Annotated in this window: 24 protein-coding genes; 10 read left to right on the forward strand and 14 right to left on the reverse strand. The window is 61.6% G+C overall.

Translation table 11 applies throughout. The annotated features are described in order from the left end of the window. Positions 1-85: 85 nt before the first annotated feature. The 3 genes from FHX03_RS26635 to FHX03_RS26645 all read right to left on the reverse strand — a co-directional run bounded on the left by FHX03_RS26635 (position 86) and on the right by FHX03_RS26645 (position 3,775). Positions 86-1,969, reverse strand: coding sequence for an ABC-F family ATP-binding cassette domain-containing protein (locus FHX03_RS26635; protein WP_097627276.1), 1,884 nt, complete (start codon positions 1,967-1,969; stop codon positions 86-88). A 112-nt stretch (positions 1,970-2,081) separates the two neighbouring features. Beyond that, complete coding sequence (locus FHX03_RS26640; protein WP_183856266.1) at positions 2,082-3,131, reverse strand: sensor domain-containing diguanylate cyclase; 1,050 nt, start codon at positions 3,129-3,131, stop codon at positions 2,082-2,084. 134 nt (positions 3,132-3,265) lie between these two features. Further along, positions 3,266-3,775, reverse strand: a complete 510-nt coding sequence (locus tag FHX03_RS26645; protein ID WP_097627014.1) for a DinB family protein — start codon at positions 3,773-3,775, stop codon at positions 3,266-3,268. A 139-nt stretch (positions 3,776-3,914) separates the two neighbouring features. Between FHX03_RS26645 and FHX03_RS26650 the strand changes: the two genes are divergently transcribed. Beyond that, complete coding sequence (locus FHX03_RS26650; protein ID WP_097627016.1) at positions 3,915-4,604, forward strand: glutathione S-transferase family protein; 690 nt, start codon at positions 3,915-3,917, stop codon at positions 4,602-4,604. Between the two features lie 81 nt (positions 4,605-4,685). Further along, entirely contained in the window at positions 4,686-5,108 is a 423-nt protein-coding gene (gene ndk, locus FHX03_RS26655) for a nucleoside-diphosphate kinase (protein WP_003574140.1), read from the forward strand. 89 nt (positions 5,109-5,197) lie between these two features. Here ndk and FHX03_RS26660 read toward each other — a convergent pair whose 3' ends face one another. Then, a complete protein-coding gene (locus FHX03_RS26660) occupies positions 5,198-5,701 on the reverse strand; it encodes a hypothetical protein (protein ID WP_183856268.1) in 504 nt (167 codons plus the stop codon). Further along, a complete protein-coding gene (locus FHX03_RS26665) occupies positions 5,698-6,243 on the reverse strand; it encodes a CGNR zinc finger domain-containing protein (protein ID WP_097627020.1) in 546 nt (181 codons plus the stop codon). The genes FHX03_RS26660 and FHX03_RS26665 overlap by 4 nt, the downstream gene beginning before the upstream one ends. Before the next feature lie 64 nt (positions 6,244-6,307). On the opposite strand from FHX03_RS26665, the gene FHX03_RS26670 reads away from it, so the two are divergent. Further along, the gene (locus FHX03_RS26670) at positions 6,308-7,204 is read left to right on the forward strand and encodes a branched-chain amino acid ABC transporter permease (protein ID WP_183856270.1); all 897 of its coding nucleotides are present in this window, start codon (positions 6,308-6,310) and stop codon (positions 7,202-7,204) included. A gap of 1 nt (position 7,205) precedes the next feature. On the opposite strand, the gene FHX03_RS26675 is transcribed toward FHX03_RS26670, so the two are convergent. The 5 genes from FHX03_RS26675 to FHX03_RS26695 form a co-directional block, all read right to left on the reverse strand. After that, positions 7,206-7,667 carry a molybdenum cofactor biosynthesis protein MoaE gene (locus tag FHX03_RS26675; protein ID WP_097627277.1) on the reverse strand — a complete coding sequence of 154 codons (462 nt, stop codon included), beginning with the start codon at positions 7,665-7,667 and terminating at the stop codon, positions 7,206-7,208. 245 nt (positions 7,668-7,912) lie between these two features. Then, the gene (gene moaD, locus FHX03_RS26680; protein WP_097627024.1) at positions 7,913-8,167 is read right to left on the reverse strand and encodes a molybdopterin converting factor subunit 1; all 255 of its coding nucleotides are present in this window, start codon (positions 8,165-8,167) and stop codon (positions 7,913-7,915) included. Then, positions 8,164-8,754, reverse strand: a complete 591-nt coding sequence (gene pgsA, locus FHX03_RS26685; protein ID WP_003587473.1) for a CDP-diacylglycerol--glycerol-3-phosphate 3-phosphatidyltransferase — start codon at positions 8,752-8,754, stop codon at positions 8,164-8,166. Before pgsA ends, moaD begins: the two co-directional genes overlap by 4 nt. A 204-nt stretch (positions 8,755-8,958) precedes the next feature. Continuing rightward, the gene (uvrC, locus tag FHX03_RS26690; protein WP_183856272.1) at positions 8,959-11,001 is read right to left on the reverse strand and encodes an excinuclease ABC subunit UvrC; all 2,043 of its coding nucleotides are present in this window, start codon (positions 10,999-11,001) and stop codon (positions 8,959-8,961) included. After that, a complete protein-coding gene (locus tag FHX03_RS26695) occupies positions 10,998-11,765 on the reverse strand; it encodes an SDR family oxidoreductase (protein WP_183856274.1) in 768 nt (255 codons plus the stop codon). Before FHX03_RS26695 ends, uvrC begins: the two co-directional genes overlap by 4 nt. A 365-nt stretch (positions 11,766-12,130) precedes the next feature. Between FHX03_RS26695 and FHX03_RS26700 the strand changes: the two genes are divergently transcribed. Next, complete coding sequence (locus tag FHX03_RS26700; protein WP_183856276.1) at positions 12,131-12,766, forward strand: outer membrane protein; 636 nt, start codon at positions 12,131-12,133, stop codon at positions 12,764-12,766. 79 nt (positions 12,767-12,845) lie between these two features. Here the strand turns inward: FHX03_RS26700 and FHX03_RS26705 are convergent, their stop codons facing one another. Both FHX03_RS26705 and FHX03_RS26710 read right to left on the reverse strand, forming a co-directional pair. After that, entirely contained in the window at positions 12,846-13,442 is a 597-nt protein-coding gene (locus FHX03_RS26705; protein WP_097627032.1) for a glutathione S-transferase family protein, read from the reverse strand. Positions 13,443-13,495: 53 nt separating this feature from the next. Beyond that, positions 13,496-14,368: a 23S rRNA (adenine(2030)-N(6))-methyltransferase RlmJ gene (locus FHX03_RS26710; protein WP_097627034.1), complete on the reverse strand. Its 873-nt coding sequence runs from the start codon at positions 14,366-14,368 to the stop codon at positions 13,496-13,498. A gap of 81 nt (positions 14,369-14,449) precedes the next feature. Here FHX03_RS26710 and FHX03_RS26715 point away from each other — a divergent pair, with 81 nt between their 5' ends. The 4 genes from FHX03_RS26715 (at position 14,450) to FHX03_RS26730 (ending at position 19,476) form a co-directional block, all read left to right on the forward strand. After that, entirely contained in the window at positions 14,450-16,588 is a 2,139-nt protein-coding gene (locus tag FHX03_RS26715; protein ID WP_183856278.1) for a molybdopterin-dependent oxidoreductase, read from the forward strand. Continuing rightward, entirely contained in the window at positions 16,585-17,175 is a 591-nt protein-coding gene (locus FHX03_RS26720) for an NUDIX domain-containing protein (RefSeq protein ID WP_097627036.1), read from the forward strand. Before FHX03_RS26715 ends, FHX03_RS26720 begins: the two co-directional genes overlap by 4 nt. A gap of 147 nt (positions 17,176-17,322) precedes the next feature. Continuing rightward, the gene (locus tag FHX03_RS26725; protein WP_183781136.1) at positions 17,323-18,492 is read left to right on the forward strand and encodes an alpha-D-ribose 1-methylphosphonate 5-triphosphate diphosphatase; all 1,170 of its coding nucleotides are present in this window, start codon (positions 17,323-17,325) and stop codon (positions 18,490-18,492) included. Between the two features lie 180 nt (positions 18,493-18,672). Then, a complete protein-coding gene (locus FHX03_RS26730; RefSeq protein ID WP_183856280.1) occupies positions 18,673-19,476 on the forward strand; it encodes a hypothetical protein in 804 nt (267 codons plus the stop codon). A gap of 111 nt (positions 19,477-19,587) precedes the next feature. On the opposite strand, the gene purN is transcribed toward FHX03_RS26730, so the two are convergent. After that, positions 19,588-20,259, reverse strand: a complete 672-nt coding sequence (gene purN, locus FHX03_RS26735) for a phosphoribosylglycinamide formyltransferase (RefSeq protein ID WP_183856283.1) — start codon at positions 20,257-20,259, stop codon at positions 19,588-19,590. Next, positions 20,256-21,329 carry a phosphoribosylformylglycinamidine cyclo-ligase gene (gene purM, locus FHX03_RS26740; RefSeq protein ID WP_097627042.1) on the reverse strand — a complete coding sequence of 358 codons (1,074 nt, stop codon included), beginning with the start codon at positions 21,327-21,329 and terminating at the stop codon, positions 20,256-20,258. Before purM ends, purN begins: the two co-directional genes overlap by 4 nt. Before the next feature lie 246 nt (positions 21,330-21,575). Between purM and FHX03_RS26745 the strand changes: the two genes are divergently transcribed. Beyond that, positions 21,576-22,700: an AI-2E family transporter gene (locus FHX03_RS26745; RefSeq protein ID WP_097627044.1), complete on the forward strand. Its 1,125-nt coding sequence runs from the start codon at positions 21,576-21,578 to the stop codon at positions 22,698-22,700. After that, the gene (gene hdaA, locus FHX03_RS26750; protein WP_183856284.1) at positions 22,693-23,409 is read left to right on the forward strand and encodes a DnaA regulatory inactivator HdaA; all 717 of its coding nucleotides are present in this window, start codon (positions 22,693-22,695) and stop codon (positions 23,407-23,409) included. The genes FHX03_RS26745 and hdaA overlap by 8 nt, the downstream gene beginning before the upstream one ends. The last annotated feature ends 17 nt before the right edge of the window (positions 23,410-23,426 follow it).

Here is a 23,426-nt window from a genome sequence, read left to right on the forward strand (position 1 = left end):
GCGGCACTTCGCCACGCTTTGGACGGAGCATGATGCCGAAAAGCGTCAGCGGTTTTCGGGCGACATCACACTCTGAGGAATATGGCTATCCTGCCATGGCCTCTTCGTATTCGGCCGAAAGCATCAGCCAGTCTTCCTCGGCGGCAGCCAGCTTGGCCGCGGCTTCGCCGCGCTGCTTTGCCTTTTCGGCCGCCTTGGCGGGCGTCTTTTCGTAGAGGGCGGGATTTGCAAGTTCCGCGTCAAGCGCCTGAATCTGTTTCTCCAGCTTCGCCGTCAAGGATTCGATTTCGTTGATCTTTTTCTTGAGCGGCGTCAGCGAGGCGCGACGTTCGGCATTGAGCTTGCGCTGGTCGGCCTTCGACGTCGCATCCTCAGTCAGCTGCGGCTTTTCTTCTTTTTTTTTACCGGATGTGACGATCAGGTCGCGGTATTCGTCCATGTCGCCTTCGAAGGTCGTCACCGTCCCGTCGTTGACCAGCCACAGCCGGTCGACCGTCGCCTCGATCAGGTGGCGGTCATGCGAGATCAGGATGACGGCGCCTTCGTAATCGTTCAGCGCCTCGATCAGCGCCCGGCGGCTGTCGATGTCGAGATGGTTTGTCGGCTCGTCGAGGATCAGCAGATTGGGTGCGTTGAAGGCGGCGAGCCCCATCAGCAGCCGGGCCTTTTCGCCGCCCGAAAGATCCTTGGCGGCGGTTGCCATCTTCTCTGTCGCAAGCCCCATCTGGGCGACGCGGGCGCGCACCTTCGGCTCCGGCGCGCCAGGCATCAGCCGGCGCACGTGCTCGACCGGCGACTGCTCGGGAATGAGGTCGTCGAGTTGATGCTGAGCGAAGAAACCGATCTTCAGGCTCGGCGCCAGCTTCACTTCGCCGCTTTCCGGCGCAAGCCGGCCGGAGATGAATTTGGCGAAGGTCGATTTGCCGTTGCCGTTCGAGCCGAGCAGGGCGATGCGGTCGTCATTGTCGATGCGCAGGTTGAGGTTCTTCAGGATCGGATTGCCGGGCTCGTAGCCGACGGCGCCGCTCTGGATCGCAACGATCGGCGAGGCCGGCTGCTTTTCCGGCTCGGGAAAAGTGATCGGCTGTACGTGATCCTCGATGACAGCGGCGACGGTTCCCATGCGCTCGAGCGCCTTGACTCGCGATTGCGCCTGCCGGGCCTTGGAGGCCTTGGCCTTGAAGCGATCGATGAAGCTCTGCAGATGTTTGCGCGCCGCGTCGTTCTTGGCCTTGGCCTTGGTCTGCAGCTCGTCGGCTTCCGCCTTCTGCCGCTCGAACTGATCGTAGCCGCCGCGATAGAAGGTCAGCTTCTTCTGGTCGAGATGGACGATTGCGTTGACCGCGTTGTTCAGGAGGTCGCGATCGTGGCTGATGATGATGACGGTGTGCGGATAGCGGCGGACATAGTCTTCCAGCCACAACGTGCCTTCGAGGTCGAGATAGTTTGTGGGTTCGTCGAGCAGCAGCAGATCCGGCTCGGAAAACAGCACGGCGGCAAGCGCCACGCGCATGCGCCAGCCGCCGGAGAAGGAAGAGGCGGGGCGGGCTTGCGCCGCCTGGTCGAAGCCGAGGCCGGCAAGAATGCTCGCGGCGCGCGCCTCGGCCGAATGCGCGTCGATATCGACAAGGCGCATCTGGATTTCGGCGATGCGGTGGGGATCGGTCGCCGTTTCCGCCTCGGCCACGAGGGCCGCGCGTTCCTTGTCGGCTGAAAGCACGATCTCGATCAGGGATTGCTCGGTTGCCGGTGCTTCCTGCGCCACCTGACCGATGCGTGCCGCCTTCGGGATCGACACCGATCCGGTCTCCGAGCCGAGATCGCCGGTAATGACGCGAAACAGCGTGGACTTGCCGGCGCCGTTGCGCCCGACCAGCCCCGCCTTCGTGCCCGAAGGCAGCGAAATGCTGGCATTGTCGAGAAGCAGGCGCCCGGCAATGCGGGCGGAAATATCGGTGAGCGTGATCATGGCCGGCGTTTTGGCCGAAAGCGCCCGCCAAGGCAAGAGCGCTTGTTCCCACGCCAAGCTTGCTTGGGCGCTGACAAGCTTGCTTGTGGCCGGCGGCGCGCTGTCAGCGCCTTCAGTGGCGGAAAGCCTGGACCGGCTGGCGGGGGTTCGTCTGCGCGGCGAGGAGCGCCACGCGGGCATTGGCCTGCAACTGTCCAGGCGTTGCCGCATCCGTGCTGAGCGCGACGCCGATCGAGATGGTCAGCCTGCCGCGATCGGCCCTGTCGGAGGTCGCGAAGACCAGATTGTCCTCGACGGAAGCGCGCAGGCGCTCGGCGATCGTCATCGCATCCTGCATGCCGACATTGGCAAACAGGAAAGCGAATTCGTCCGCCGCGGTGCGGGCGACGAAGTCGTTCTTCTTGACCGATTTGCGGAAGAGGGCGGCGAGCTTCTTCAGCAGCTTGTTGCCGGCCTGGGTGCCGTATCTGTCGTTGAGATCGGTGAAGTTGTCGATATCGACCATAACAAGCGCGCTGCCGGCGAAACCTTCGTCGCGCTGATAGAGATCGGCGATTTGGCGGTTCAGTGCGATGCGGTTTGGAAGTCCGGTGATCCGGTCGGCGACGGCGGCCGATTGCATCGCCGAAATGCCGCGCTCCAGCGTCTCCAGCCTCTTGATGTCGTCCTGCAGCTTATCCGCGATCTCCGTTTCCGCCGACAACACCGTCGCCAGCGAGGCGGAGAGGTAGTCTATCTCGCCGAGGAAGGCGGTGAGGCTCTGGTTGTCGTTGCCGGAAAACGATTTCAGGATCGTGCCGCAGGCGCGTGCAAAGGCGTCTTTGTGCCGCAGCCCCTCGGCAAGCCTCTCCGCCACCTCGCGCAGCATCCGGCTCGCCTCGTTGCGCGACGTCTCGCCGGCCAGACCGCAATGGCCGACAAGGCGGTATTTCAATCCGAGTTCGTCGAGCATCGCCTGTTGCGGCTGCGCACCGAGCGCCGCGATATCCTGTGCAAGGCCGGCATTGAGCCCGATGATCGCTTCGTGGAAAAGTTCGTAATTGCGCGGCAGCGCCGCAATGTTCAGGCGCGTCAGGTGCTGGGCGATCCTCTGAATGTCGGCCATAGGCGTCGGATGCGCGGCCTCGCGCGGCACCAAAGCGTTTGCGCTTGCATTCTGCATGACAATCCCTCGCAGCCTGGCTTATCCCTTCATTCCGCTATGCCTGCAAGGCTTTAAGAGAGGCTGAATCTTTGGCTGAATTGCCTGCGCAACCGGCAAAGGCGGTTAATACCGTCTTGATGATAAAGGCTGCCTCACATCCACTCGCGGCCGTCGCTGCGCAGGAAGTAGATGAGATCGAGACTGAGGCTCGGCTTGCCGAGCGCCGTCAGCGTCATGTGGCATTGGCCGCGATGATGGGTCTGGTGATTGAAGAGATGCGCAAGGGCCGGCTGCAATGGCTGGGTGATTTCGATCGGCTGCGTCACCGGCACATAGGTGAAGTCGGCGGCAAGGCTTGCCTCATCAAGCGTGCCCGTCCAGGCAATGATCCGCTCGTCCTCCGCCCTCCGTGCGGCGGTAAGCGCATCCAGTTCTTCATAAAGAACGGCATCGAGTGTCGTCGGCGCTTCGCCGGTACCGGTGAAGCGCTTCATCCAGATCCGGTCGGCGACGAGCAGATGATTGAGCGTGCGGTGCAGTGAGCCGAAGAAGGCGCCGCGGTCGCTGCGGAATTCCGCATCACTGAGTTCGGCCGCTGCCGCGTAGACCTGGGCGTTGGCCCAGCGGTTATACGCAGCAAACATGCTGTAATGTCGGAGCATTCGATCCCCCCTGTCCTGATTACGGCAGTCTAATCAGTTTCCCGAGAAATCCGAGTGATGGCGCCATGAAAATTCCTGATTTGATCGCAGGCTTTTTCTGTCGTGGAATGCGCTGCGTTTCGATCTCGAAAGGACTGTCATGACCAGAGCCCTCTATTCCCTATGCGGTGCAGACAAGCAGCACTTCTTCTCGCCTCATTGCTGGAAGGCAGTGATGGCGCTGGCGCATAAGGGGCTGGATTTCGAGGAGATCCCGACGACCTATGCCCGCATCCGCGCAATCGGCGGCGGCGTCTCGCAGACCGTGCCCGTTCTCGACGACAATGGCAGGCTGATCCCCGACAGTTTCGACATCGCTCTCTATCTGGAGGAGGCCTATCCCGAGCGGCAGTCGCTGTTTAACGGCGAGGGCGGCAAGGCGCTGTCGCGCATGGTCGAGGGCTATTCGCAGATGATCATCCATCCGGCCATCACGCGGATCGCCCTTCTCGACATCCACGCCAATCTCGACGAGGGAGACAAGGCCTATTTCCGCGAGAGCCGCGAAGCTCGTCTCGGGAAATCATTCGAAGTCGTTGCTGCGGGTAGCGAGGCGGAGAAGGCCGCCTTCGGCGCCAAGCTGGAGCCGCTCCGGCACATGCTGAAATTCCAGCCTTTCATCGGTGGGCAAACGCCGCTCTTTGCCGATTATATCGTCTTCGGGGCGCTGCAATGGCTGCGTATCTGCACTGGTCTCGCCATGCTGGCCGCCGACGATCCCGTCTTGGGCTGGTTCGAACGCTGCCTCGATCTCCATCAAAGCCGCGGCCGGACTGTGACAGCGGCGTGAAATTGCCGCCGACCTCTTGTTTTCGGGCGGTGGGGCGGGTAAAGACCGCCCACTTTTCCCGAGAAACCAGAGGATTTGACTATGGCGATTGAACGCACCTTCTCGATGATCAAGCCGGATGCAACCAAACGCAACCTGACGGGCGCCATCACCAAGATGCTCGAAGATGCCGGCCTGCGCGTCGTCGCCTCCAAGCGCGTCTGGATGAGCCGCCGCGAAGCCGAAGGCTTCTACGCCGTTCACAAGGATCGCCCCTTCTTCGGCGAACTCGTCGAAGGCATGACCTCCGGTCCGACCGTCGTTCAGGTTCTGGAAGGCGAAGGCGCCATCCTCAAGAACCGCGAGATCATGGGCGCGACCAACCCGGCAAACGCTGACGAAGGCACGATCCGCAAGGTTCATGCCCTGTCGATCGGCGAAAATTCCGTTCACGGTTCGGATGCTCCGGAAACGGCTGCCCAGGAAATCAAGTACTGGTTCTCCGATACCGAAGTCGTCGGCTGAGGCCACGCTTCGGCATTGGCGCGCAATGCCTTGAATTGACTCTCGAAAGCCGGGGCTTCGCTCCGGCTTTTTCTATGCCGGGCGTTCCTTTATGCCGGGCATTTGTCGGTGTTTGAGAAATCGACGCTGCCGTCCGGCTTGAAGACCTCAGGGTTCTTGTCATAAAGCGCACCAACAACGAGCGGCTTGCTCGGCAGCACGGTCTGGTCCAGGTCGGATCGGAATTGCGTCTTCAATTCCTGCAGCACCTTGCCGTCCTTGTCGACCAGACGGAGGCTGACGGAATAGGGACGGTCCTTGCGTACGCAGTGCAGGTTTTGGCTCTGCAGTGCGATCTTGTCGTCGATCGGATAGATTTTCTGGTTCAGCATCAGTGGTTCGCCGCCTTGAGGATTTTCGAATTCGGCGATGATGACCGAACCATCGGGAATGGGACCTGTCTTCTTCAGCGTCAGCAGATAGGTGGCGCTCGCCACCCGATAGTTGAAGACGAAGAGATGGCCGGTGACCTCGACGAGATTTTCGGCCTGGCGCTGGCAGGCCGAAAGTAGAAGGCTGGCCGCTGCCGCTGTTATGATCAAATATATTCTCATGGCGTCTCCTCCTTCTTGCGGCGGTAGTGGCGGTTCGCCTTGGCGCGGTTGCCGCAGACCGCCATGTCGCACCAGGCGCGGCTCCTGTTCTTGCTGCGATCGATGAACAGCCAGCCGCAATTGCCGCAGATTTTCATGCGCTCCGGATCCGGCATGGCGACCAACCGCAGCACCGAATGGGCTGTGGCCCTGGCCACGCTGCCGGGGTTTGCCTCGCGCAACACTTTTGCCAGCAGCTCCAGCAGCACGGCCAGCAATTGGTCGTCGCCGCCATCCAGTATACGCTTGCGGAAATAGCGGTCGATCGCTTCCCGCAGCGCGAGGAAATCCGTCTCGTCTTCACTAGCCACCGGAGCGATGTCGCCGAAGAGGGCCCGTTCGGCACAGAATTCGGCAGCGGCGCGCGGAAAGTCCTGCATCTGGCCCTGAACCGCGAAGCGGTCGATCCGCCGCGCTGCATCGTGGCGCAGCACGACGCTATTGGCGACATCGAGCGCCAGCGCGCCTCCGGCAAAGCGGTGAGGGGTCCAGGAAAAGCTCATGATGAAATTATAACTGGTGAAATAGGTTTTACCAGTTATAATTTGCCGACGCGGGGTGCATGGAATGGCCTATCTTCTGCAGCAACTGGCGAATGCGGTTCCGCTCGCCGCTCTTTATGCCGCGCTCGCCTTCGGCTATGCCGTCGCCTTCGGCGTGACCAAGCGAGCCGACATCACCTATGGGGCGATCTTCGCCTTCGCAGGCCAGATCCTGCTGCTCTTCACCGAACTCGCCTATGTCAAGTTCTGGTTGGTGCTGCCGGCGGCCCTTGCCGTCGGCGCCGGCGCTGCGATCGTCTATTCGTTGGCGGCGGGCATATGGATCGGCCGCTCGATCATGCTGCCGCTGGTCAGCAAATCGCCGAATACGGTGATCGTCGCCGCCCTTGGTATCATGATCGTGCTGATGGAAACTGCCCGGCTTGCCGCTGATACCCGTGCCATCTGGCTGCCACCCTTCCTGAACGGCACGGTCGTCTTCTGGAGCGACGGCCCGTTCAAGGTGACGCTGACCTATATCCAGCTGATCGACACGGTACTGATGGCAGCCATGGTCGCGGTGGGTGCGCTGATCCTCAGGCGCACGGCCTCGGGCCGCATCTGGCGCGCCGTTACCGACGATCCGCTGGCCGCCGAGCTCTGCGGCACCAGCGCCGACCGGGTCTTCCTCGTCGCCTATGCCGCGGCCGCCCTCGTCGCCACGACCTGCGGTATCCTCGCGACCTTCTATTACGGCTCGATGGATTTCGGCGCGGGCCTGATGTTCGGGCTGAAGGTGCTGCTGATATCAGCCGTCGGTGGTTACTCCGATCCGCTGCGCTCGGCAGGCGGGGCCGCCGGGCTCGCCGTCGTCGAGACCCTATGGGGCGCCTATGGCCCCTTCGTCTGGCGCGATCTGGTCATTTTCTCGCTGCTCGTTCTATTGCTGGTCATGAGCCGCAGAGAGCGAGTGGTGCTTTAGCTTATTTCCACTTGCCGCGCGCCGTATCGTCGGCATCTTTCGCCGCGACCCAGTCGCCGGCCGCGCCATCCTTGCCATGTTCCTTCTTCCAAAAGGGGGCTGCTGTCTTCAGGAAGTCCATGACGAAGTTGGCGCCGTCGAACGCCGCTTGCCGGTGCGGTGCGGCCGCAACGACGAGCACGATATTCTCGCCGACGGCGATCTTGCCGTATCGGTGGATGGCGGTGAGGCCGAGCAGCCCGAAGCGCTCGATGGCGAGTTTACCGATGCGGGTCATCTCGGCTTCGGCCATGCCGGGGTAATGTTCGAGTTCGAGGGCGGCGAGGGTTCCGCCGTCATCGCGGCAGAGGCCGGAGAAGGTGACGACGGCGCCGATGCCCGGCTTGCCCTTGGAGAGATGGTCGACCTCCGCCTGCAGGTCGAAATCCTCATGTTGGACACGGATGGTGGGAGTGATGGTCACCACGGGGACCTCCGCTGCTTTGATGCGCTGCCGTATCCCCAAGCTCCCTCATTCATGTGCTTGTCACAGGAATCCAGCCACCGCGCGTCCGCGCGGTGAATGACTCTTTCCTTTTGGCAAGTGCTTCTCCCGCGCCCAAGGACTTGGGCGCACTGGATTCCTGTGACAAGCACAGGAATGAGGGAGATAGAGGAAGACGCAGTCCTACCCATTGTAAGTTTTCCCAAGCCCGGATGGACCGGACTTCACCCCCCCGTCATCGGCGGAAATATCCCGATCTCCCGTGCGCCCGATATCGGCTCGTCATGCTCGACATGCTCCATGTCGAGCGCCACCCTGATCACGTCCGGATATTGAAGCGCGGCCTCATATTCTTCGCCTAGCGTCTTCAAATGATTCAACAGATCGGTAACGGTGACGACCGAGGAGGGAAGGTCGATCTCCTCCTCGCCTTTGCCGATGCGCTCGCGCACCCATGCGAAATAGACAAGCCGCGTCATTCCTCGTCATCCACGATATGTTTCAGCCCGGCGCGGAAATAATCATAGCCGGTATAGATGGTCAGCAATGCGGCGATCCACAGAAGCGCGATGCCGGTCTGCGTCGTATAGGGGAATATCTCGTCGCCGGCAGGACCCGCGAGCAGGAAGGCGATGGCGACGAGCTGCAGCGTCGTCTTCCACTTGGCGATCCGCGTCACCGGCACGCTGACCTTCAGCGCCGCCAGATATTCACGCAGGCCGGAAACCAGGATCTCGCGGCAGAGAATGGTGATCGCCGCCCAGATCGACCAGCCGGCGATCGTCTGGTCGGCTGCGACCAGGAGCAGGATCGAGGCGACCAGCAGCTTGTCGGCGATCGGGTCGAGCATGCGGCCGATATTCGAGGTCTGATTCCAGATGCGCGCGAGATAGCCGTCGAGGAAATCGGTGATCGAGGCGATGACGAAGATCCACAGTGCCACCCAGCGCGCCGTGTTGCTGATCGACAGCCTGCCTTCGATGAAGAAGCAGAGAACGATCAGCGGTACCGCGAGGATACGGCCGTAGGTCAGGAGGTTGGGGATGCTGTACGCACGCGATGCCATGGGATCGTTTCTCTGACTTGATGCGCCGCTGCAGCGCCGCGCGTCTTTTCAGGACGCTGTAACACTTTGAATCGACGCATCGGGCTTTTCTGATATCGAGTCCGATGTTCGGGCCGATGCGGTAGATGACGGCTTTGACCGCGGACCGTCAACATTCTTTCTGTCTTTTCACTGCCTTTGCGTGGAATTTGCGACGGGCGCCGGTTATTTCGCGGCGTCGTCGTGGAAATGGTTGTAGACCTGCTTGGCGACGGCCTCCGAAATGCCTTCCACCGCCATCAGGTCGGAGAGTGCGGCGCGCGAAACCGCTTTCGCCGTGCCGAAATGCTGAAGCAGCGCGCGCTTGCGCGATGGACCGATGCCGCCGATCTCGTCGAGCGGGTTCTTGACCATTTCCTTCTTGCGCCGGGCCCGGTGCGAGCCGATTGCGAAACGATGCGCCTCGTCGCGCATGCGCTGGACGAAATAGAGCACAGGATCGCGCGGCGGCAGGGTAAAACTCTCGCGTCCGGGAGGGAAGAAGCGCTCGCGCCCGGCATCGCGGTCGACACCCTTGGCGATGCCGATCGCCATGACGCTGTCGGTGATGCCGAGCTCGGTGAGGATGGCGCGCACCGCCGTCATCTGCCCTTGGCCGCCGTCGATGAGGATCACGTCGGGCCACGCCGGGAAGGGCATGTCGGCGGCGTCGGCGGGGCCTGCCTGCGCCGTACGATCGGGAATGCCTTCCTCCTTGATCAGCCGCGAGAACCGCCGCGTCATCACTTCCTTCATCATGCCGAAATCGTCACCGGGGGTGATGTCGGTCGATTTGATGTTGAACTTGCGGTACTGGTTTTTGACGAAGCCTTCCGGCCCCGCGACCACCATGCCGCCGACGGCATTAGTGCCCATAATATGCGAGTTGTCGTAGATTTCGATGCGCTGCGGCACATAGGCAAGCCCGAACGTGTCCTTGAAACCGTCGAGCAGCCGCGACTGCGACGCCGTTTCGGCAAGCTTTCGCCCATGCGCCTCGCGGGCATTGCCGACGACATGGTCGACCAGATCGCGCTTCTCGCCGCGCTGCGGCACCAGGATCGAAACCTTATGGCCGGCCTTTTCGCTAAGGGCGGCTGCGAGCAGTTCCATCTCCTCGATCGTTTCCGACAGCATGATCTGCTTCGGCACCGGCTTGTCGTCGTAGAATTGCGCGAGGAAGGCATTCAGCACTTCGGCGCCGGAAAGCTGCGGATCGGCCTTTGGGAAATAGGCGCGATTGCCCCAGTTCTGTCCGGTGCGGAAGAAGAATACCTGGATGCAGGAGACGCCGCCCTCGTGGTGGATGGCGAAAACGTCAGCCTCCTCGACGCCGGCCGGATTGATGCCCTGATGGCTCTGCACATGCGAAAGTGCGGCCAGGCGGTCGCGATAGATTGCCGCCCGCTCGAAGTCGAGGTCCTCGGCCGCCTGGTTCATGGCCTCGGCCATATGCGACTTGACCTTCTGGCTCTTGCCGGAGAGGAAGTCCTTCGCCTCCTGCACCAGTTCGGCGTAACCCCCGTCGCTGACCTCATGGGTGCACGGCCCGGAACAGCGCTTGATCTGGTAGAGCAGGCAGGGGCGGGTGCGCGTTTCGAAAACGCTGTCGGTGCAGGTGCGGATCAGGAAGGCGCGCTGCAGCGAATTGATCGTCCGCCCGACCGCGCCGGCCGAGGCGAACGGCCCGAAGTAGTCGCCCTTCCGCGCTCTCGCACCGCGATGCTTGAAAATGGCCGGCGCCCGGTGATCGCCGGTGATGAGGATATAGGGAAAGGACTTGTCGTCGCGCAGCAGCACGTTAAAGCGCGGCCGCAAGCGCTTGATCAGATTCGCTTCCAGGAGCAGCGCTTCGGTTTCCGTGCGCGTCGTGACGAATTCCATGTTCGCCGTTTGGCGCACCATCTGCGCTATGCGGTTGGAATGCACGCGGCCGACGGCGTAATTGCCGACGCGCTTCTTCAGGCTGCGCGCCTTGCCGACATAGAGCACGTCACCCTCGGCGTTGAACATGCGGTAGACGCCGGGGCTGTTCGGCAACCGCTTGACGAATTCGCCGATCAGCTCGGCGCCGATGAGTCCGGTCTCGTTGAGGCTGCCGGCGTTCCAGTCGACCGCAGTCGCAAGCGGGGCGGCGGCGGAAAGGTCGCCTTCCACCTCGATCTCGTCTTCGCTCTCATCCGTATCGTCGTAGAGAACCCCGCCATCCGGCAGCTTTCGTCCGTTCATTCCGTAATCTCCGCCACATCGGGCGTCTGCCAGGCAAGGTGCTGGCCGCCGTCGAGGGCAATCATCTGGCCGGTGATCGAGGGCGTGTCGTAAAGGAAGCGAATCGTTTGTCCGAATTCCTCCAGCGCCGGCCCTCGCTGCAGGATAAGGGCTGAGACCTGCGCTTGGAAGTCCTCCTGCGCCTGCCGTTCGCTCGGCATCGACGGGCCGGGGCCGATGGCATTGACGCGGATGGCCGGCGCCAATGCCTGGGCAAGTGTCTGCGTTGCCGTCCACAGCGCCGATTTGGAGAGCGTATAGGAATAGAAGCTGGGCCTCAGTGCCCAGACCCGCTGGTCGATGATGTTGACGATCAATCCGGTCGCATCGTCGGGGAGCTGTTCGGTAAAGGCTGCGGCAAGGATCGAGGGCGCCCGCACATGGACGTCGAAATGCTGCGCCCATGCCTGCTCATCGAAACTGCGGGCCGAATCCTGGCGGAAGATGGAGGCGTTGTTGACGAGCAGGTCGAGCGGACCGAGGTCTTCCGACGCTCTTTTTACGAGTTCGCCGGTTTCGCCGATATTGGTAAGATCGGCCTTGAGCGCGATCGCCCGATATCCCTTCTGCCGCAATTCCGCCACCAGCTCTTCGGCTTCACTGAGGGAGCCGTTCGCGTGGATGGCAACGGAAAAGCCATTTGCAGCAAGGTCTTCGGCGATTGCCCGGCCTATTCTTTTAGCAGCCCCTGTTACAAGGGCCGAGCGAAGTCTTTTGTGGTTCAAAATCCTGCCTTCTAATCCCGCGAGTCTGTCTGCCGACTATATAGGCGCGGGCGGAGATTATATAAATAGGTCGTTGTGGTTGCGTCCGTGGGCGGGATATTCTATGTATTATTTAAGAATGCGATTTCCTAAAATAAGTATTTTCAGTTTAACTCTTCAGTAGGGTTAATGAAGTGTATGTTGCAGGCAAGCAACATCGAATTTCGGCCATGCGGCAGCCACAATGATATCACAATTTGGCTCTTTCAAATCCGCATTTGAGTTCCAATTTCAGTCTCGATCCGGAAGGGACATCTGGCAATATCCCGCCAATGCTTCACTGATAGACAGATGATCAGCGGCGCGGGACTGAAAGGAGACTAAGTATGCGTGTACTCATTGCTGGCCTCATGGCCTCCGTTTTTGCAATTGCGGGCGTCTCGGCAGCTCAGGCGGCCGATGCCGTCGACCAGGTTCCGGAAGCACCGGTCGCCCAGGAAGCCCCGGTCAAGCCGGCCGGCAGCTGGGAAGGCTTCTACCTCGGCGGCGCCGGCACCTACAACATGGGTGACTTCGGTTCCGACCGCCACACCTATGGTTTCGGCGGCCAGGTGTTCACCGGCTATAACTGGCAGCAGGGCCAGATCGTTTACGGCGTTGAATCTGACCTCGGCTACAGCGGCGACGACGTTTCCTCGGGCGGCATCAAGAACAAGTATGGCTGGAACGGCTCCGTTCGTGGCCGCGTCGGCTACGACATGAACCCCTTCCTGCTCTATGGCACGGCCGGTCTTGCGCTCGGCGACGTCAAGGTTTCCGACGGCACCTCGGACGAAAGCAAGACGAACTACGGCTATACGGTCGGCGCCGGCGTCGAAGCGTTCGTGACCAACAACATCACGACGCGCTTGGAATATCGCTACACCGACTACCAGAGCAAGGATTACGACCTCGACTCCGGCAGCTTCTCGCGCGGTTACGACGAAAACAGCGTCAAGCTCGGTATCGGCGTCAAGTTCTAAGCCGAACGGAATTATTCAAACATGGAAAAGCCGGGCAAATCGCCCGGCTTTTTGCTGCTCGCCTGTTGTTGCCAGGCGCTCAGGCCTGGGTCTTGAGTTCCTGATAGGCGGGGAATTTCTTTTCGAACTGCCGCAACCAGTCGATCAGCGGCGCATGATCGGCTTCCCACTGGCCCTTGAAGCGCAGATCGAGATAGCCGAGCGTGGCGGCCAAGGCGAAATGCCCGCCGTTGAGTTTCTTGCCCAATTTCGGCGGCTTGGCGCTCAGATGCGTAAGCCCGCTCGTCACCTTTTTCCATTGCCGGTCGATCCAGGGCTGGTGGATCTTTTCCTCATCGCGAAAACGCCGCTCATACATGATCGCCAGCAGGCAATCGCAGATGCCGTCGCAGAGCGATTCGAGGACGTCGGCATCCGTGCGTTTGCCCTTCTTGGAGGGATAGAGCTTGCCCTTCGCCAGCCGGTCGAAATAATGCATGATCGCCACGCTGTCGAAGACCGAGGCGCCGTCATCGGCCAGCAGCGTCGGGATCTTGCCGAGCGGATTATTCTCCACCAGGATCGCCGGCGCCGTATTGGTGTCGACCCGGATGGCGTTCAACTCGAGATCCAGGAAATGCGCGGCCATCCGCACCTTGCTGGAATAGGGTGAGGGGGGCGACCAAAGAAGCTTCATGCAGCACCTGATTTGTGGAACTGCGCGGACTATTCCCGAACCGGGTTGTCCGGTCAATCGTCGTCCTTGACCGTCTTGGTCTCGCCGCGCAGCCAGAAGGCGCGGTGCGAGGCGAAACGATCCTGCGCCAAATGGTCCTTCAGCGCCGGCAGCAGTTGGTGCAGCTCGTCCTTCAGGGTGAAGGGCGGATTGACGATAACGAGGCCTGAACCCGTCAATCCCGTGATGCCGCGGTCGCTGCGAACAGAAAGCTCGGCGCAGAGCATTTTCGGAATGTCGAGCGCCTGTAGCCTCTCGTGGAATTCTTTGATCGGCGCGCCCTTTTTCAGCGGATACCACAGGCAATAGGTGCCGCCTGGAAAACGGCGATAGGCCTTTTCCAGCCCCTCGGCCAGACGCTGATATTCGTCCTCTTCCTCGAAAGGCGGATCGACAAGCACGATGCCGCGTTTCTCCTTCGGCGGCAGATGCGCGCCGAGCGCCAGCCAGCCGTCGAGTTCGGTGATGCGCGCATGGTGGTCGCCCTCGAACAGCCGGTGCAGGCGGGCGAAATCCTCGGGGTGCAGCTCCATCGCCGACAGCCGGTCCTGCGGCCGGAACAGCAGGCGCGCCAGTTTCGGCGATCCGGGATAGAAGCGGACGCCGCCCTCAGGATTGAGTTCGCGGATGGCTGCAAGGTAGGGCTCCAGCAGTTCGGAAACCTGCGGTCCGAGATCGGCCTCCATCAGCTTGCCGATGCCGTCGAGCCATTCGCCGGTTTTCTGCGCTTCTTCGGAGGAGAGGTCGTAGAGCCCGATGCCGGCATGCGTGTCGAGGACGCGGAAGGCACCATCCTTTTTCTGCATGTAGCGGATCAGCCGCGCCAGCACGGCATGTTTCAGCACATCGGCAAAATTGCCCGCATGATAGATGTGGCGGTAGTTCATTTTCGCTGATGTCCGTATGAATTCGCGTCATGGGAAAGTTTGTGGCTTTTGGCCGTGCAAGGCTTGGAATATACAAATGCCATGAACATTGCGACCCCCATCCACGCCAAATCCCCGAAGCCGGACACCAGGGTAGGCCACACCGCCTGTCCGCACGACTGTCCCTCCACCTGCGCGCTGGAGGTCGAACTATCCGAGGACGGCCGCATCGGGCGCGTGCGCGGCGCCAATGATCATTCCTACACCTCGGGCGTCATCTGCGCCAAGGTCGCCCGCTATGCCGAGCGGCTCTACCATCCCGACCGCCTGATGCATCCCTTGCGCCGCGCCGGCGCCAAGGGGGCCGGGCAGTGGCAGCAGATTTCCTGGGACGATGCGCTGGATGAGATCGCCGAAGCCTTCGTGAAGGCCGAGGCGCGGGACGGCAGTGAGGCGATCTGGCCTTATTTCTATGCCGGCACCATGGGCTGGGTACAGCGCGACTCGATCGATCGCCTGCGTCACGCCAAGCGCTATTCCGGCTTTTTCTCCTCGATCTGCACCAACCCGGCCTGGACCGGCTTCACCGTGGCGACCGGCACGCTGCGCGGCCCCGACCCGCGCGAGATGGGCCGCACCGATTGCGTCGTCATCTGGGGCACCAATGCGGTGTCGACGCAGGTCAATGTGATGACCCACGCCATCAAGTCGCGCAAGGAGCGCGGCGCCAAGATCGTCGTCATCGACATTTACGACAATCCGACGATGAAGCAGGCCGACATGGCCTTGATCGTTAGGCCCGGCACCGATGCGGCACTGGCCTGCGCCGTCATGCACATCGCCTTCCGCGACGACCATGCCGACCGCGACTACATGGCGCGCTATGCCGATGATCCCGCCGGCCTCGAAGCGCATCTGAAAACGAAGACGCCGCAATGGGCCGCCGATATCACCGGCCTTTCGGTCGAGGAGATCGAAGCCTTTGCCCGCCTCGTCGGCACGACGAAAAAGACCTTCTTCCGCCTCGGCTACGGCTTCACCCGCCAGCGCAATGGCGCGGTCGCCATGCATGCGGCCGCCTCGGTCGCCACCGTGCTCGGCTCCTGGCAATATGAGGGCGGCGGCGCCTTCCATTCCAACAACGATATCTTCCGCATGAACAATGCGGAACTGACCGGCCGCTCGATGAAGGACGGCGATATCCGCATGCTCGATCAGTCGCAGATCGGCCGGGTGCTGACCGGCGATCCGGTGGCGCTGCGCCATCGCGGCCCGGTGACGGCGATGCTGATCCAGAACACCAATCCGGCCAACATCGCCCCCGAGCAGCGCCTCGTCAGACGCGGTTTTGCCCGCGACGACCTGTTCGTCGCCGTGCACGAGCAGTTCATGACCGAGACGGCGGAGATCGCCGATATCGTCATTCCGGCGACGATGTTCGTCGAGCATGACGATATCTACCGGGCCGGCGGCCAGAACCATATCCTGCTCGGGCCGAAGCTGGTCGAGCCGCCGCCGAGCGTGCGCACCAATCTCTTCGTCATCGAGGAACTGGCCAAACGCCTCGGCGTCGCCGATCGCCCCGGCTTCGGCTTTTCAGCCCGCGAAATGGTCGATCGCTTGCTGGAATCGAGCGGCCTGCCGGATTACGAGCATTTCCTCGAGCACAAATGGTTCGATCGCCAGCCGGCCTTCGAGGAGGCGCATTTCCTGAACGGCTTTGCTCATCCCGACGGCAAATTCCATTTCCGCCCGGACTGGATCGATCAGCCGGCGCCGAACAAGCCGCCGGCGGCGGTCGGCCTGCTCGGGCCGCATGGGGAGCTGCCTGCATTCCCCGATCAGGTCGATGTCATCGAAGTCGCTGATACCGACCATCCCTTTCGTCTGGCCACCTCGCCGGCGCGCAACTTCCTGAATTCGAGCTTCGCCGAGACCAAGACGTCGCGTCAGAAAGAGGGCCGTCCCGAGGTGATGATCAATCCGGCCGACGCTGAAGCCAATGGCATCGCCCACGGCGATCTGGTCCGCATCGGCAACAGCCGCGGCGACCTGCGCATCCATGCCCGCGTCACCACCGAGGTGAAGCCTGGCGTGCTGATCGCCGAAGGCCTCTGGCCGAACAAGGCGCATATCGATGGCGAGGGCATCAACGTGCTCACCGGCGCCGACCCGGTCGCGCCCTATGGCGGGGCGGCCGTGCACGATAACAAGGTCTGGCTTCGCAAGGACACAGCATGATGCAGCCGAAATCACGCGTGAAGATCGTCAGCACGGAAACGCTGTCGAATGGGTGGACGAAGCTCAGCAGCTATCTGCTCGATTACATCGACCGCAAGGGCGCGACCCAACGCTTGAAGCGGGAGGTCTACCATCGCACGCCGGCAGCCTGCATCCTGCTTTATGATCCCAAGCGCGACCTCGTCGTTCTCGTCCGCCAGTTCCGCCTTGCCGTTCATATCAACGGTGATCCCGCCTGGATGATCGAGGTGCCGGCCGGCCTTCTCGATGACGATCATCCCGAACAGGCGATCCGCCGCGAGGCGATGGAAGAAACCGGTTACCACCTGCGCGACGCGCGTTTCCTGTTCAAATGCTACACTTCGCCCGGCGCCATCACCGAAGTCGTCCACTTCTTCGTCTCGCTGATCGACAGCGCCGACCGCGTGGCCGAAGGCGGCGGCCTGGACGAGGAGCACGAGGATATCGAGGTTCTCGAAGTCCCGCTCGATGAGGCCGCCCAAATGATCGAAAACGGCGAGATCTTCGACGCCAAGACGATCATGCTGCTGCAATGGGCTCTGTTGAACAGGCATAAACTTCGATAGCGGATGCGCGGTCTCGGGCAAGCCCGCGGGTTGGCCTCAAGACGGTTTCGCGATCGCGGTTGTGGCGTTCGAAATTTCATACGTTTGTCACGAAGCGGTTCTATCCGCTGCGGTCTGTCAATCATCGATGCGATCAGGAGAAAGCCCATGTGGCTCAGCAATTTCACCCTCGTTCTGCCAAACGAGGTGGTGAGTGAAGGTTCCGTGCGGGTCGAAGACGGCGCCATCGCCGAAATCAGGCCCGAGCCGGTCGCCGGGGCTGCCATCGATGGAGGCGGGCGGCTGCTGATGCCGGGATTCGTCGATCTCCATGGCGACATGATCGAGCGAGAGATCGCGCCGCGGCCGAACGCGACGATGCCGATCGATTTCGGCATCCACGAACTCGACAAGAAGCTTGCCGCCGCCGGTGTCACCACCGCCTTTGCCGCCGTCTCCTTCGCCACCGAAAGTGTTTACGGTCACGTCCGCTCGCTGGAGACCACCTCGGCGGTGATCGAGGGCATCAACCGGCTGCGCGATGATCTGCTGATCGATCACCGCGTCCACGCCCGCTATGAAATCACCAATATCGGCGCCGCTGCCGCGCTCGAGCGCCTGCTGAATGCCGATCAGATCGACATGGTGTCGCTCACCGACCACACGCCCGGCCAGGGCCAGTACAACAACCTGCAGAGCTATATCCTCAGCATTTCCGAGCGCCGCGCCATCTCCGAGGAGATGGCCGCCGAGATCGTCGCCAAGCGCATCGCCATGCGCAATAACCCCGAAATCGAAGCCAAGCTGAAGGAGATCGTCGCGCTGTCGCTGAAGCACAAGCTCTCGCTTGCCTCGCATGACGACGACAGCGTCGAGAAGGTCGCCGAAATGCACGATCTCGGCGTCACCATCAGCGAGTTTCCGGTCACTGCACCCGCGGCCGAAGAGGCGCGCCGCCGCGGCCTCTGGACGCTGATGGGCGCGCCGAACGCGCTGCGCGGCCAGTCGATGTCGGGCAATCTCAGCGCGCTCGACGCCGCAAGGGCCGGCCTGCTCAGCGTCATCGCCGCCGATTATCATCCGGCCGCCTTTGTGCCCGGCATCTTCAAGCTCGCCGAGATGGTGGAAGGCGGCCTGCCTTCAGCCGTCGCCATGGCCACCGGCAACGCCGCCCGCTCCGCCGGCCTATCGGACCGCGGCGAAATCGCCATCGGCCAGCGCGCCGATTTGGTCGTGGTCGAGCGGGGCGACATCAACCGCATCCGAGCCACCTTCCGCGCCGGTCGCTTCGTCTACAGCGACGGCACGCTGCATCCCTTGCGGGCGCTAGCGGCTTAGTTTCAAGGCAGCTTGATTGTCAGAAGCACGTCTTGATCTCGCGTCGAGATGAAAGACTTGCAGGGCACCGCTAAGGCTGACAGTCGATGCTTCCCTATCTAAATTCAGTTCTAAGTTGCGCCAAGCCGCTTTGCTTCCTCGCGGTGTTAGTGATGATGTCCACTCGCAAGAGATGCCGCTATGGCAAACGGTGCAAGCAGATGCCGTGGATATGGCGAAAAAATGAGGGCAGGGGTGAACGTTGCGGTGCTTAGGCGGATGGAGACTGTGCTCGCCTCCGCAATGACGATATTTCGATTGAATAACCGGCAGCCAATGAAGCGCAGGTCTTTCCTGGTGTCACTTTGCGCATTGCCGCTCATGTCTTGTCAGGGTGAGAGTGCAACTGTTCGCTTCAAGGTCATCGCGTCCGCGATCGTTGATGGCCGACCGGTCGAAAGTTCCTCGGTTATGGAAATCTCGTATTCAAAGGTAACGCATAGCCTGATCGGAAACGGTGGCGCGACACAGCTCTATGGCGAGGCTTTGATTTTTGATCTTGGCGGCAAAGGTACAATTTACATCCTGCCAATCCAGCATGATCCCAACAACAGCCTTACCCAAGTTTACGAGGATGGGGTTCTTGCAACCTTGGGCATAAAGAATAGCATAGGCTCGCTGTCTGAAGCAGATTTTGTGGCCCTGCGGAGTGCAAAGGGACGGTATCCCTTCAAGTTGAAAACGAGCCGGCTGCCGGGAATTGTGTCGTTCAAGAACGAGGATGATCCAAAAACTATATTTGAGATTCAGCCGGGCGAAATTGGCCGATATTTTCCAGGTGTTCAATTTACGGGCCTCGATATAGAGATTACGACCGACCAGCTAACCTATAGATTGAGAAAACGGCTTCCCTGGCTCGATACCACAGTAGCACCGCGAAAAATATTTCCGCGCGATCCTCCAGGGGTCTCACGGCCCGAGATGCCTTGCCCTTTAGCTATATGATTACACCGGCCAGATTCTTTGGAGATGGAAGCCGATGATAGCGAGGGTTCTGCTCCAAAGCATCGGCTGCGGTAGTGAAACGTTGAGAAGGCCGCTTTGTGGCTCTGTACCCTAATCGCGGTTGCCGATCAGCGAAATCAGCTGGGCCCTTGGCGCAGCGGCCGAACCATCGGCACTGACGGCTTTACCGCCTTCCATCGCGACGCGCCCTTCGGCATAGAGCCGCAGCGCCTGCGGATAGATCTGGTGTTCAACGGTGAGCACGCGCGCGGCCAAGCTTTCGGCCGTATCGCCGGAAAGGATCGGCACGGCGGCCTGGCCGATCGTCGGTCCCTCGTCCATGCCTTCGGTGACGAAATGCACGGTGCAGCCGGCGATGCGCATGCCGGCGTCGATCGCGCGCTGATGGGTATGCAGGCCGGGAAACAGCGGCAGCAGGGAAGGGTGGATGTTGAGCATCCGGCCTTCGTAACGCTGAATGAAGGTCGGCGTGAGCAGTCGCATATAGCCGGCCAGGCAGAGGATATCGGGCGAAAGTTCGTCGAGTGCCGAAAAGATCGCCGCCTCATGCGCATCCTTGCTGGCATACTCCTTGCGGGGAAAGGCGTAGGTGGCGATGCCTTCGGCGGCCGCCTTGGCAAGCCCGCCGGCCTCCGCCTTGTCGGAGATCACGCCCACGATTTCGGCCGGGTAGTCGGCGGCTTTCGCCGCCGCAACCAGGGCCATCATGTTGGAGCCGCCGCCGGATATGAGGACGACGACGCGTTTGCGCGGCGTGCTCATACAGCAAGTGTGCCCTTATAGACTGTGCCGGTGGCACCTTCGTCGCGAGCGATCATGCGGCCGAGCGTGACGACGGTCTCGCCCTCGGCTTCGAGGGCGGCGGAAACGGTCGCGACATTCTCGCCGGCGACGACGACAATCATGCCGACGCCGCAGTTGAAGGTGCGCAGCATCTCCTTGGTTTCGACGCCGCCCGTCCTGGCGAGCCACGAGAAGACCGGCGGAACCTTGACGGCGGCAAGATCGATCTCGGCCGCCAGATGCTTCGGCAGCACCCGCGGAATATTTTCCGGGAAGCCGCCGCCGGTGATATGGGCGAGCGCCTTGATGGCGCCGGTCTCGCGGATCGCCTTCAGCAACGGCTTCACATAGATGCGGGTCGGCTCCAGCAGGGCTTCGCCGAGCTTCCTGCCTTCGGAAAATGGCGCCGGTGCGTCCCAGCCGAGGCCGGAGAGTTCGACGATCTTGCGCACCAGCGAGAAACCGTTGGAGTGCACGCCGGAGGAGGCGAGGCCGAGGATCACATCGCCCTCGGCGATATCGCCCGAGGGCAGCAGCTTGCCGCGTTCGGCAGCGCCGACAGCAAAACCGGCGAGATCATAGTCGCCGGAGGAATACATGCCGGGCATTTCGGCCGTCTCGCCGCCGATCAGCGCGCAACCCGCCTGCCGGCAGCCGGCGGCAATGCCGCCGACGATCGCGGCACCCTGGTCGGGGTCGAGCTTGCCGGTGGCGAAATAATCGAGGAAGAACAGCGGCTCGGCGCCCTGAACGACGAGATCGTTGACGCACATGGCGACGAGGTCGATGCCGACGCTGTCGTGATAATCGGCATCGATCGCGATCTTCAGCTTGGTGCCGACGCCGTCATTGGCGGCAACGAGAACCGGATCGGTAAAGCCCGCGGCCTTGAGATCGAAGAGCCCGCCGAAGCCGCCGATCTCGCCATCGGCGCCGGGGCGTCGGGTCGAGCGCACCGCCGGTTTGATCTTCTCGACGAGGAGGTTGCCGGCATCGATGTCGACGCCCGCATCGCTGTAGGTCAGGCCGTTTTTCCCAGACTGGCTCATGCTGGTCTCCGATGGCTATTTTCAGGCGGCTAACATGCCGCGTCATCTGCCGGTCGCAATTGCATGACAGGGGCTTTTATGCAAGCGCCGCATGGCAAAAGCCCCCAATTTCCCGCGTCTTCAACCGGCCTTTCCGGGATTTGCCGCGACAGGGTTGACCATCTTTGCGCCTGCATCCTATGTGCTGAATGGCCGCGTCGGTTCGAATGCGGCGTTTGGCGGCGGAAAGCGATCAGCGGGGAAGCGATGCCACAGCAAGTCAGCGGCAACAGTCTCAAGCGTCAGATTTTCTTCTGGCTGGGCGTGCTCGCCTTCTTCATCGTCTTTCTCTATGTTTTCAGCTCGATCCTGCTGCCCTTCATCGCCGGCATGGCGATCGCCTATTTCCTCGATCCGGTGGCCGACCGGCTGGAGCGGCTGGGTCTGAGCCGCATGATGGCGACGGTCGTCATCCTGATCGCCTTCGTCATCACCTTCGCCCTGGCGCTGATGATCCTCATTCCGGTGCTCGTCAGTCAGTTCAACGATTTCGCCGAGCGGCTGCCGGGTTATATCAACCAGTTGCAGCAGTTTGTCACCCAGACGCAGAATTCGCTGCTGCCGGACTGGGTCAAGAGCCAGGCAGGCACGATCAAGGACAATCTCTCCGGCATCCTCTCCGAAGGCATGGGCTTCTTGACCGGGCTCTTCGCGCAGATCTGGAATTCCGGCAAGGCGATCGTCGACGTCATATCGCTGCTCGTCGTCACTCCCGTCGTCGCCTTCTACATCCTGCTCGATTGGGACCGCATGGTCGCCAAGGTCGATCAGTGGATCCCACGCGATTATATCAATGATGTCCGCCAGATCGCCAAGGAGATCGACCAGGCGATCGCCGGCTTCATCCGCGGCCAGGGCTCGCTCTGCCTCATCCTCGGCATTTATTATGCCGTCGGCCTATCTCTCGTCGGTCTGAATTTCGGCCTGCTGATCGGGCTCTTCGCCGGCATGATCAGTTTCATTCCTTATGTCGGCTCGCTGGTTGGCCTCGTGCTCGCCATCGGCGTGGCGCTTGTGCAATTCTGGCCGGATTATCCCTGGATCGGCCTGGTGCTGGCCGTCTTCTTCAGCGGCCAGTTCCTGGAGGGCAACATTCTGCAGCCGAAGCTCGTCGGCTCCAGCGTCGGCCTGCATCCGGTCTGGCTGATGTTTGCGCTGTTTGCCTTCGGCGCGCTCTTCGGTTTCGTAGGGCTTCTGGTCGCCGTGCCGGCCGCCGCCGCGGTCGGCGTCCTTGTTCGTTTTGCGCTTTCACGCTACCTTCAGAGTGATCTTTATTTTGGCGGGTCGCTCGGTGGCCGCGCCCGGAAGACGAAATCAGTTCCCAATGAATGACGTGAAGAACGCTGATGATCTGAAGCGCAAGGCCGGAGAGCAGCTGCCGCTGGTCTTTTCGCACGATGCCGCCAGCGGCCGCGACGATCTCCTGATCTCGGAGCGCCTCGCCGCCGCGGTGTCGATCGTCGATGCCTGGCCGGCATGGCCGTCGCCGGTCGTCGTGCTCGCCGGCCCGGTCGGTTCGGGAAAATCGCATCTCGCCCGCATCTGGCGGGAATTGAGCGGCGCCGTCGACATCCATCCCGAGCTGGGCTCGGCGGCGGCGATTGCCGCCGCCGCCGGGCCGGTATTGTTCGAGGATGCCGACCGGCTCGGCTTCGACGACAATGCGCTCTTCCATGTCATCAACAGCGTGCGCGAAAACGGCACCAGCCTGTTGATGACCAGCCGTCTCTGGCCGATCTCCTGGCCGGTTTTGCTGCCCGATCTGCGCTCGCGCCTGAAGGCTGCGACCGTCGTCGAGATAGGCGAACCCGACGAGGCGCTGTTGTCGCAGGTGATCGTCAAGCTGTTCGCCGACCGCCAGCTTTATATAGATGACAAACTCGTGCTCTATATCGTCAACCGGATGGAGCGGTCGCTGAACGCGGCCCAGATGATCGTCGAACGGCTTGACAGGCTCGCCCTGTCACGGGGCACGAAGATCACCCGGTCTCTTGCTGCTGAAGTATTGAATGAATTGGGAAATTCGGACTCGGCCGATTGACTGTCACAGTTCCGTCG

This window comes from Rhizobium sp. BK456 (assembly GCF_014194045.1).
Lineage (GTDB): Bacteria > Pseudomonadota > Alphaproteobacteria > Rhizobiales > Rhizobiaceae > Rhizobium > Rhizobium redzepovicii.

Excerpts from the sequence above, each read along its gene's own strand:
- FHX03_RS26635 (WP_097627276.1), bottom strand. The coding sequence starts at position 1,969 with ATGATCACGCTCACCGATATTTCCGCCCGCATTGCCGGGCGCCTGCTT.
- FHX03_RS26640 (WP_183856266.1), bottom strand. The coding sequence starts at position 3,131 with ATGCAGAATGCAAGCGCAAACGCTTTGGTGCCGCGCGAGGCCGCGCAT.
- FHX03_RS26645 (WP_097627014.1), bottom strand. The coding sequence starts at position 3,775 with ATGCTCCGACATTACAGCATGTTTGCTGCGTATAACCGCTGGGCCAAC.
- FHX03_RS26650 (WP_097627016.1), top strand. The coding sequence starts at position 3,915 with ATGACCAGAGCCCTCTATTCCCTATGCGGTGCAGACAAGCAGCACTTC.
- ndk (WP_003574140.1), top strand. The coding sequence starts at position 4,686 with ATGGCGATTGAACGCACCTTCTCGATGATCAAGCCGGATGCAACCAAA.
- FHX03_RS26660 (WP_183856268.1), bottom strand. The coding sequence starts at position 5,701 with ATGAGAATATATTTGATCATAACAGCGGCAGCGGCCAGCCTTCTACTT.
- FHX03_RS26665 (WP_097627020.1), bottom strand. The coding sequence starts at position 6,243 with ATGAGCTTTTCCTGGACCCCTCACCGCTTTGCCGGAGGCGCGCTGGCG.
- FHX03_RS26670 (WP_183856270.1), top strand. The coding sequence starts at position 6,308 with ATGGCCTATCTTCTGCAGCAACTGGCGAATGCGGTTCCGCTCGCCGCT.
- moaD (WP_097627024.1), bottom strand. The coding sequence starts at position 8,167 with ATGACGCGGCTTGTCTATTTCGCATGGGTGCGCGAGCGCATCGGCAAA.
- pgsA (WP_003587473.1), bottom strand. The coding sequence starts at position 8,754 with ATGGCATCGCGTGCGTACAGCATCCCCAACCTCCTGACCTACGGCCGT.
- uvrC (WP_183856272.1), bottom strand. The coding sequence starts at position 11,001 with ATGAACGGACGAAAGCTGCCGGATGGCGGGGTTCTCTACGACGATACG.
- FHX03_RS26700 (WP_183856276.1), top strand. The coding sequence starts at position 12,131 with ATGCGTGTACTCATTGCTGGCCTCATGGCCTCCGTTTTTGCAATTGCG.
- FHX03_RS26705 (WP_097627032.1), bottom strand. The coding sequence starts at position 13,442 with ATGAAGCTTCTTTGGTCGCCCCCCTCACCCTATTCCAGCAAGGTGCGG.
- FHX03_RS26710 (WP_097627034.1), bottom strand. The coding sequence starts at position 14,368 with ATGAACTACCGCCACATCTATCATGCGGGCAATTTTGCCGATGTGCTG.
- FHX03_RS26715 (WP_183856278.1), top strand. The coding sequence starts at position 14,450 with ATGAACATTGCGACCCCCATCCACGCCAAATCCCCGAAGCCGGACACC.
- FHX03_RS26720 (WP_097627036.1), top strand. The coding sequence starts at position 16,585 with ATGATGCAGCCGAAATCACGCGTGAAGATCGTCAGCACGGAAACGCTG.
- FHX03_RS26725 (WP_183781136.1), top strand. The coding sequence starts at position 17,323 with ATGTGGCTCAGCAATTTCACCCTCGTTCTGCCAAACGAGGTGGTGAGT.
- FHX03_RS26730 (WP_183856280.1), top strand. The coding sequence starts at position 18,673 with ATGGCAAACGGTGCAAGCAGATGCCGTGGATATGGCGAAAAAATGAGG.
- purN (WP_183856283.1), bottom strand. The coding sequence starts at position 20,259 with ATGAGCACGCCGCGCAAACGCGTCGTCGTCCTCATATCCGGCGGCGGC.
- purM (WP_097627042.1), bottom strand. The coding sequence starts at position 21,329 with ATGAGCCAGTCTGGGAAAAACGGCCTGACCTACAGCGATGCGGGCGTC.
- FHX03_RS26745 (WP_097627044.1), top strand. The coding sequence starts at position 21,576 with ATGCCACAGCAAGTCAGCGGCAACAGTCTCAAGCGTCAGATTTTCTTC.
- hdaA (WP_183856284.1), top strand. The coding sequence starts at position 22,693 with ATGAATGACGTGAAGAACGCTGATGATCTGAAGCGCAAGGCCGGAGAG.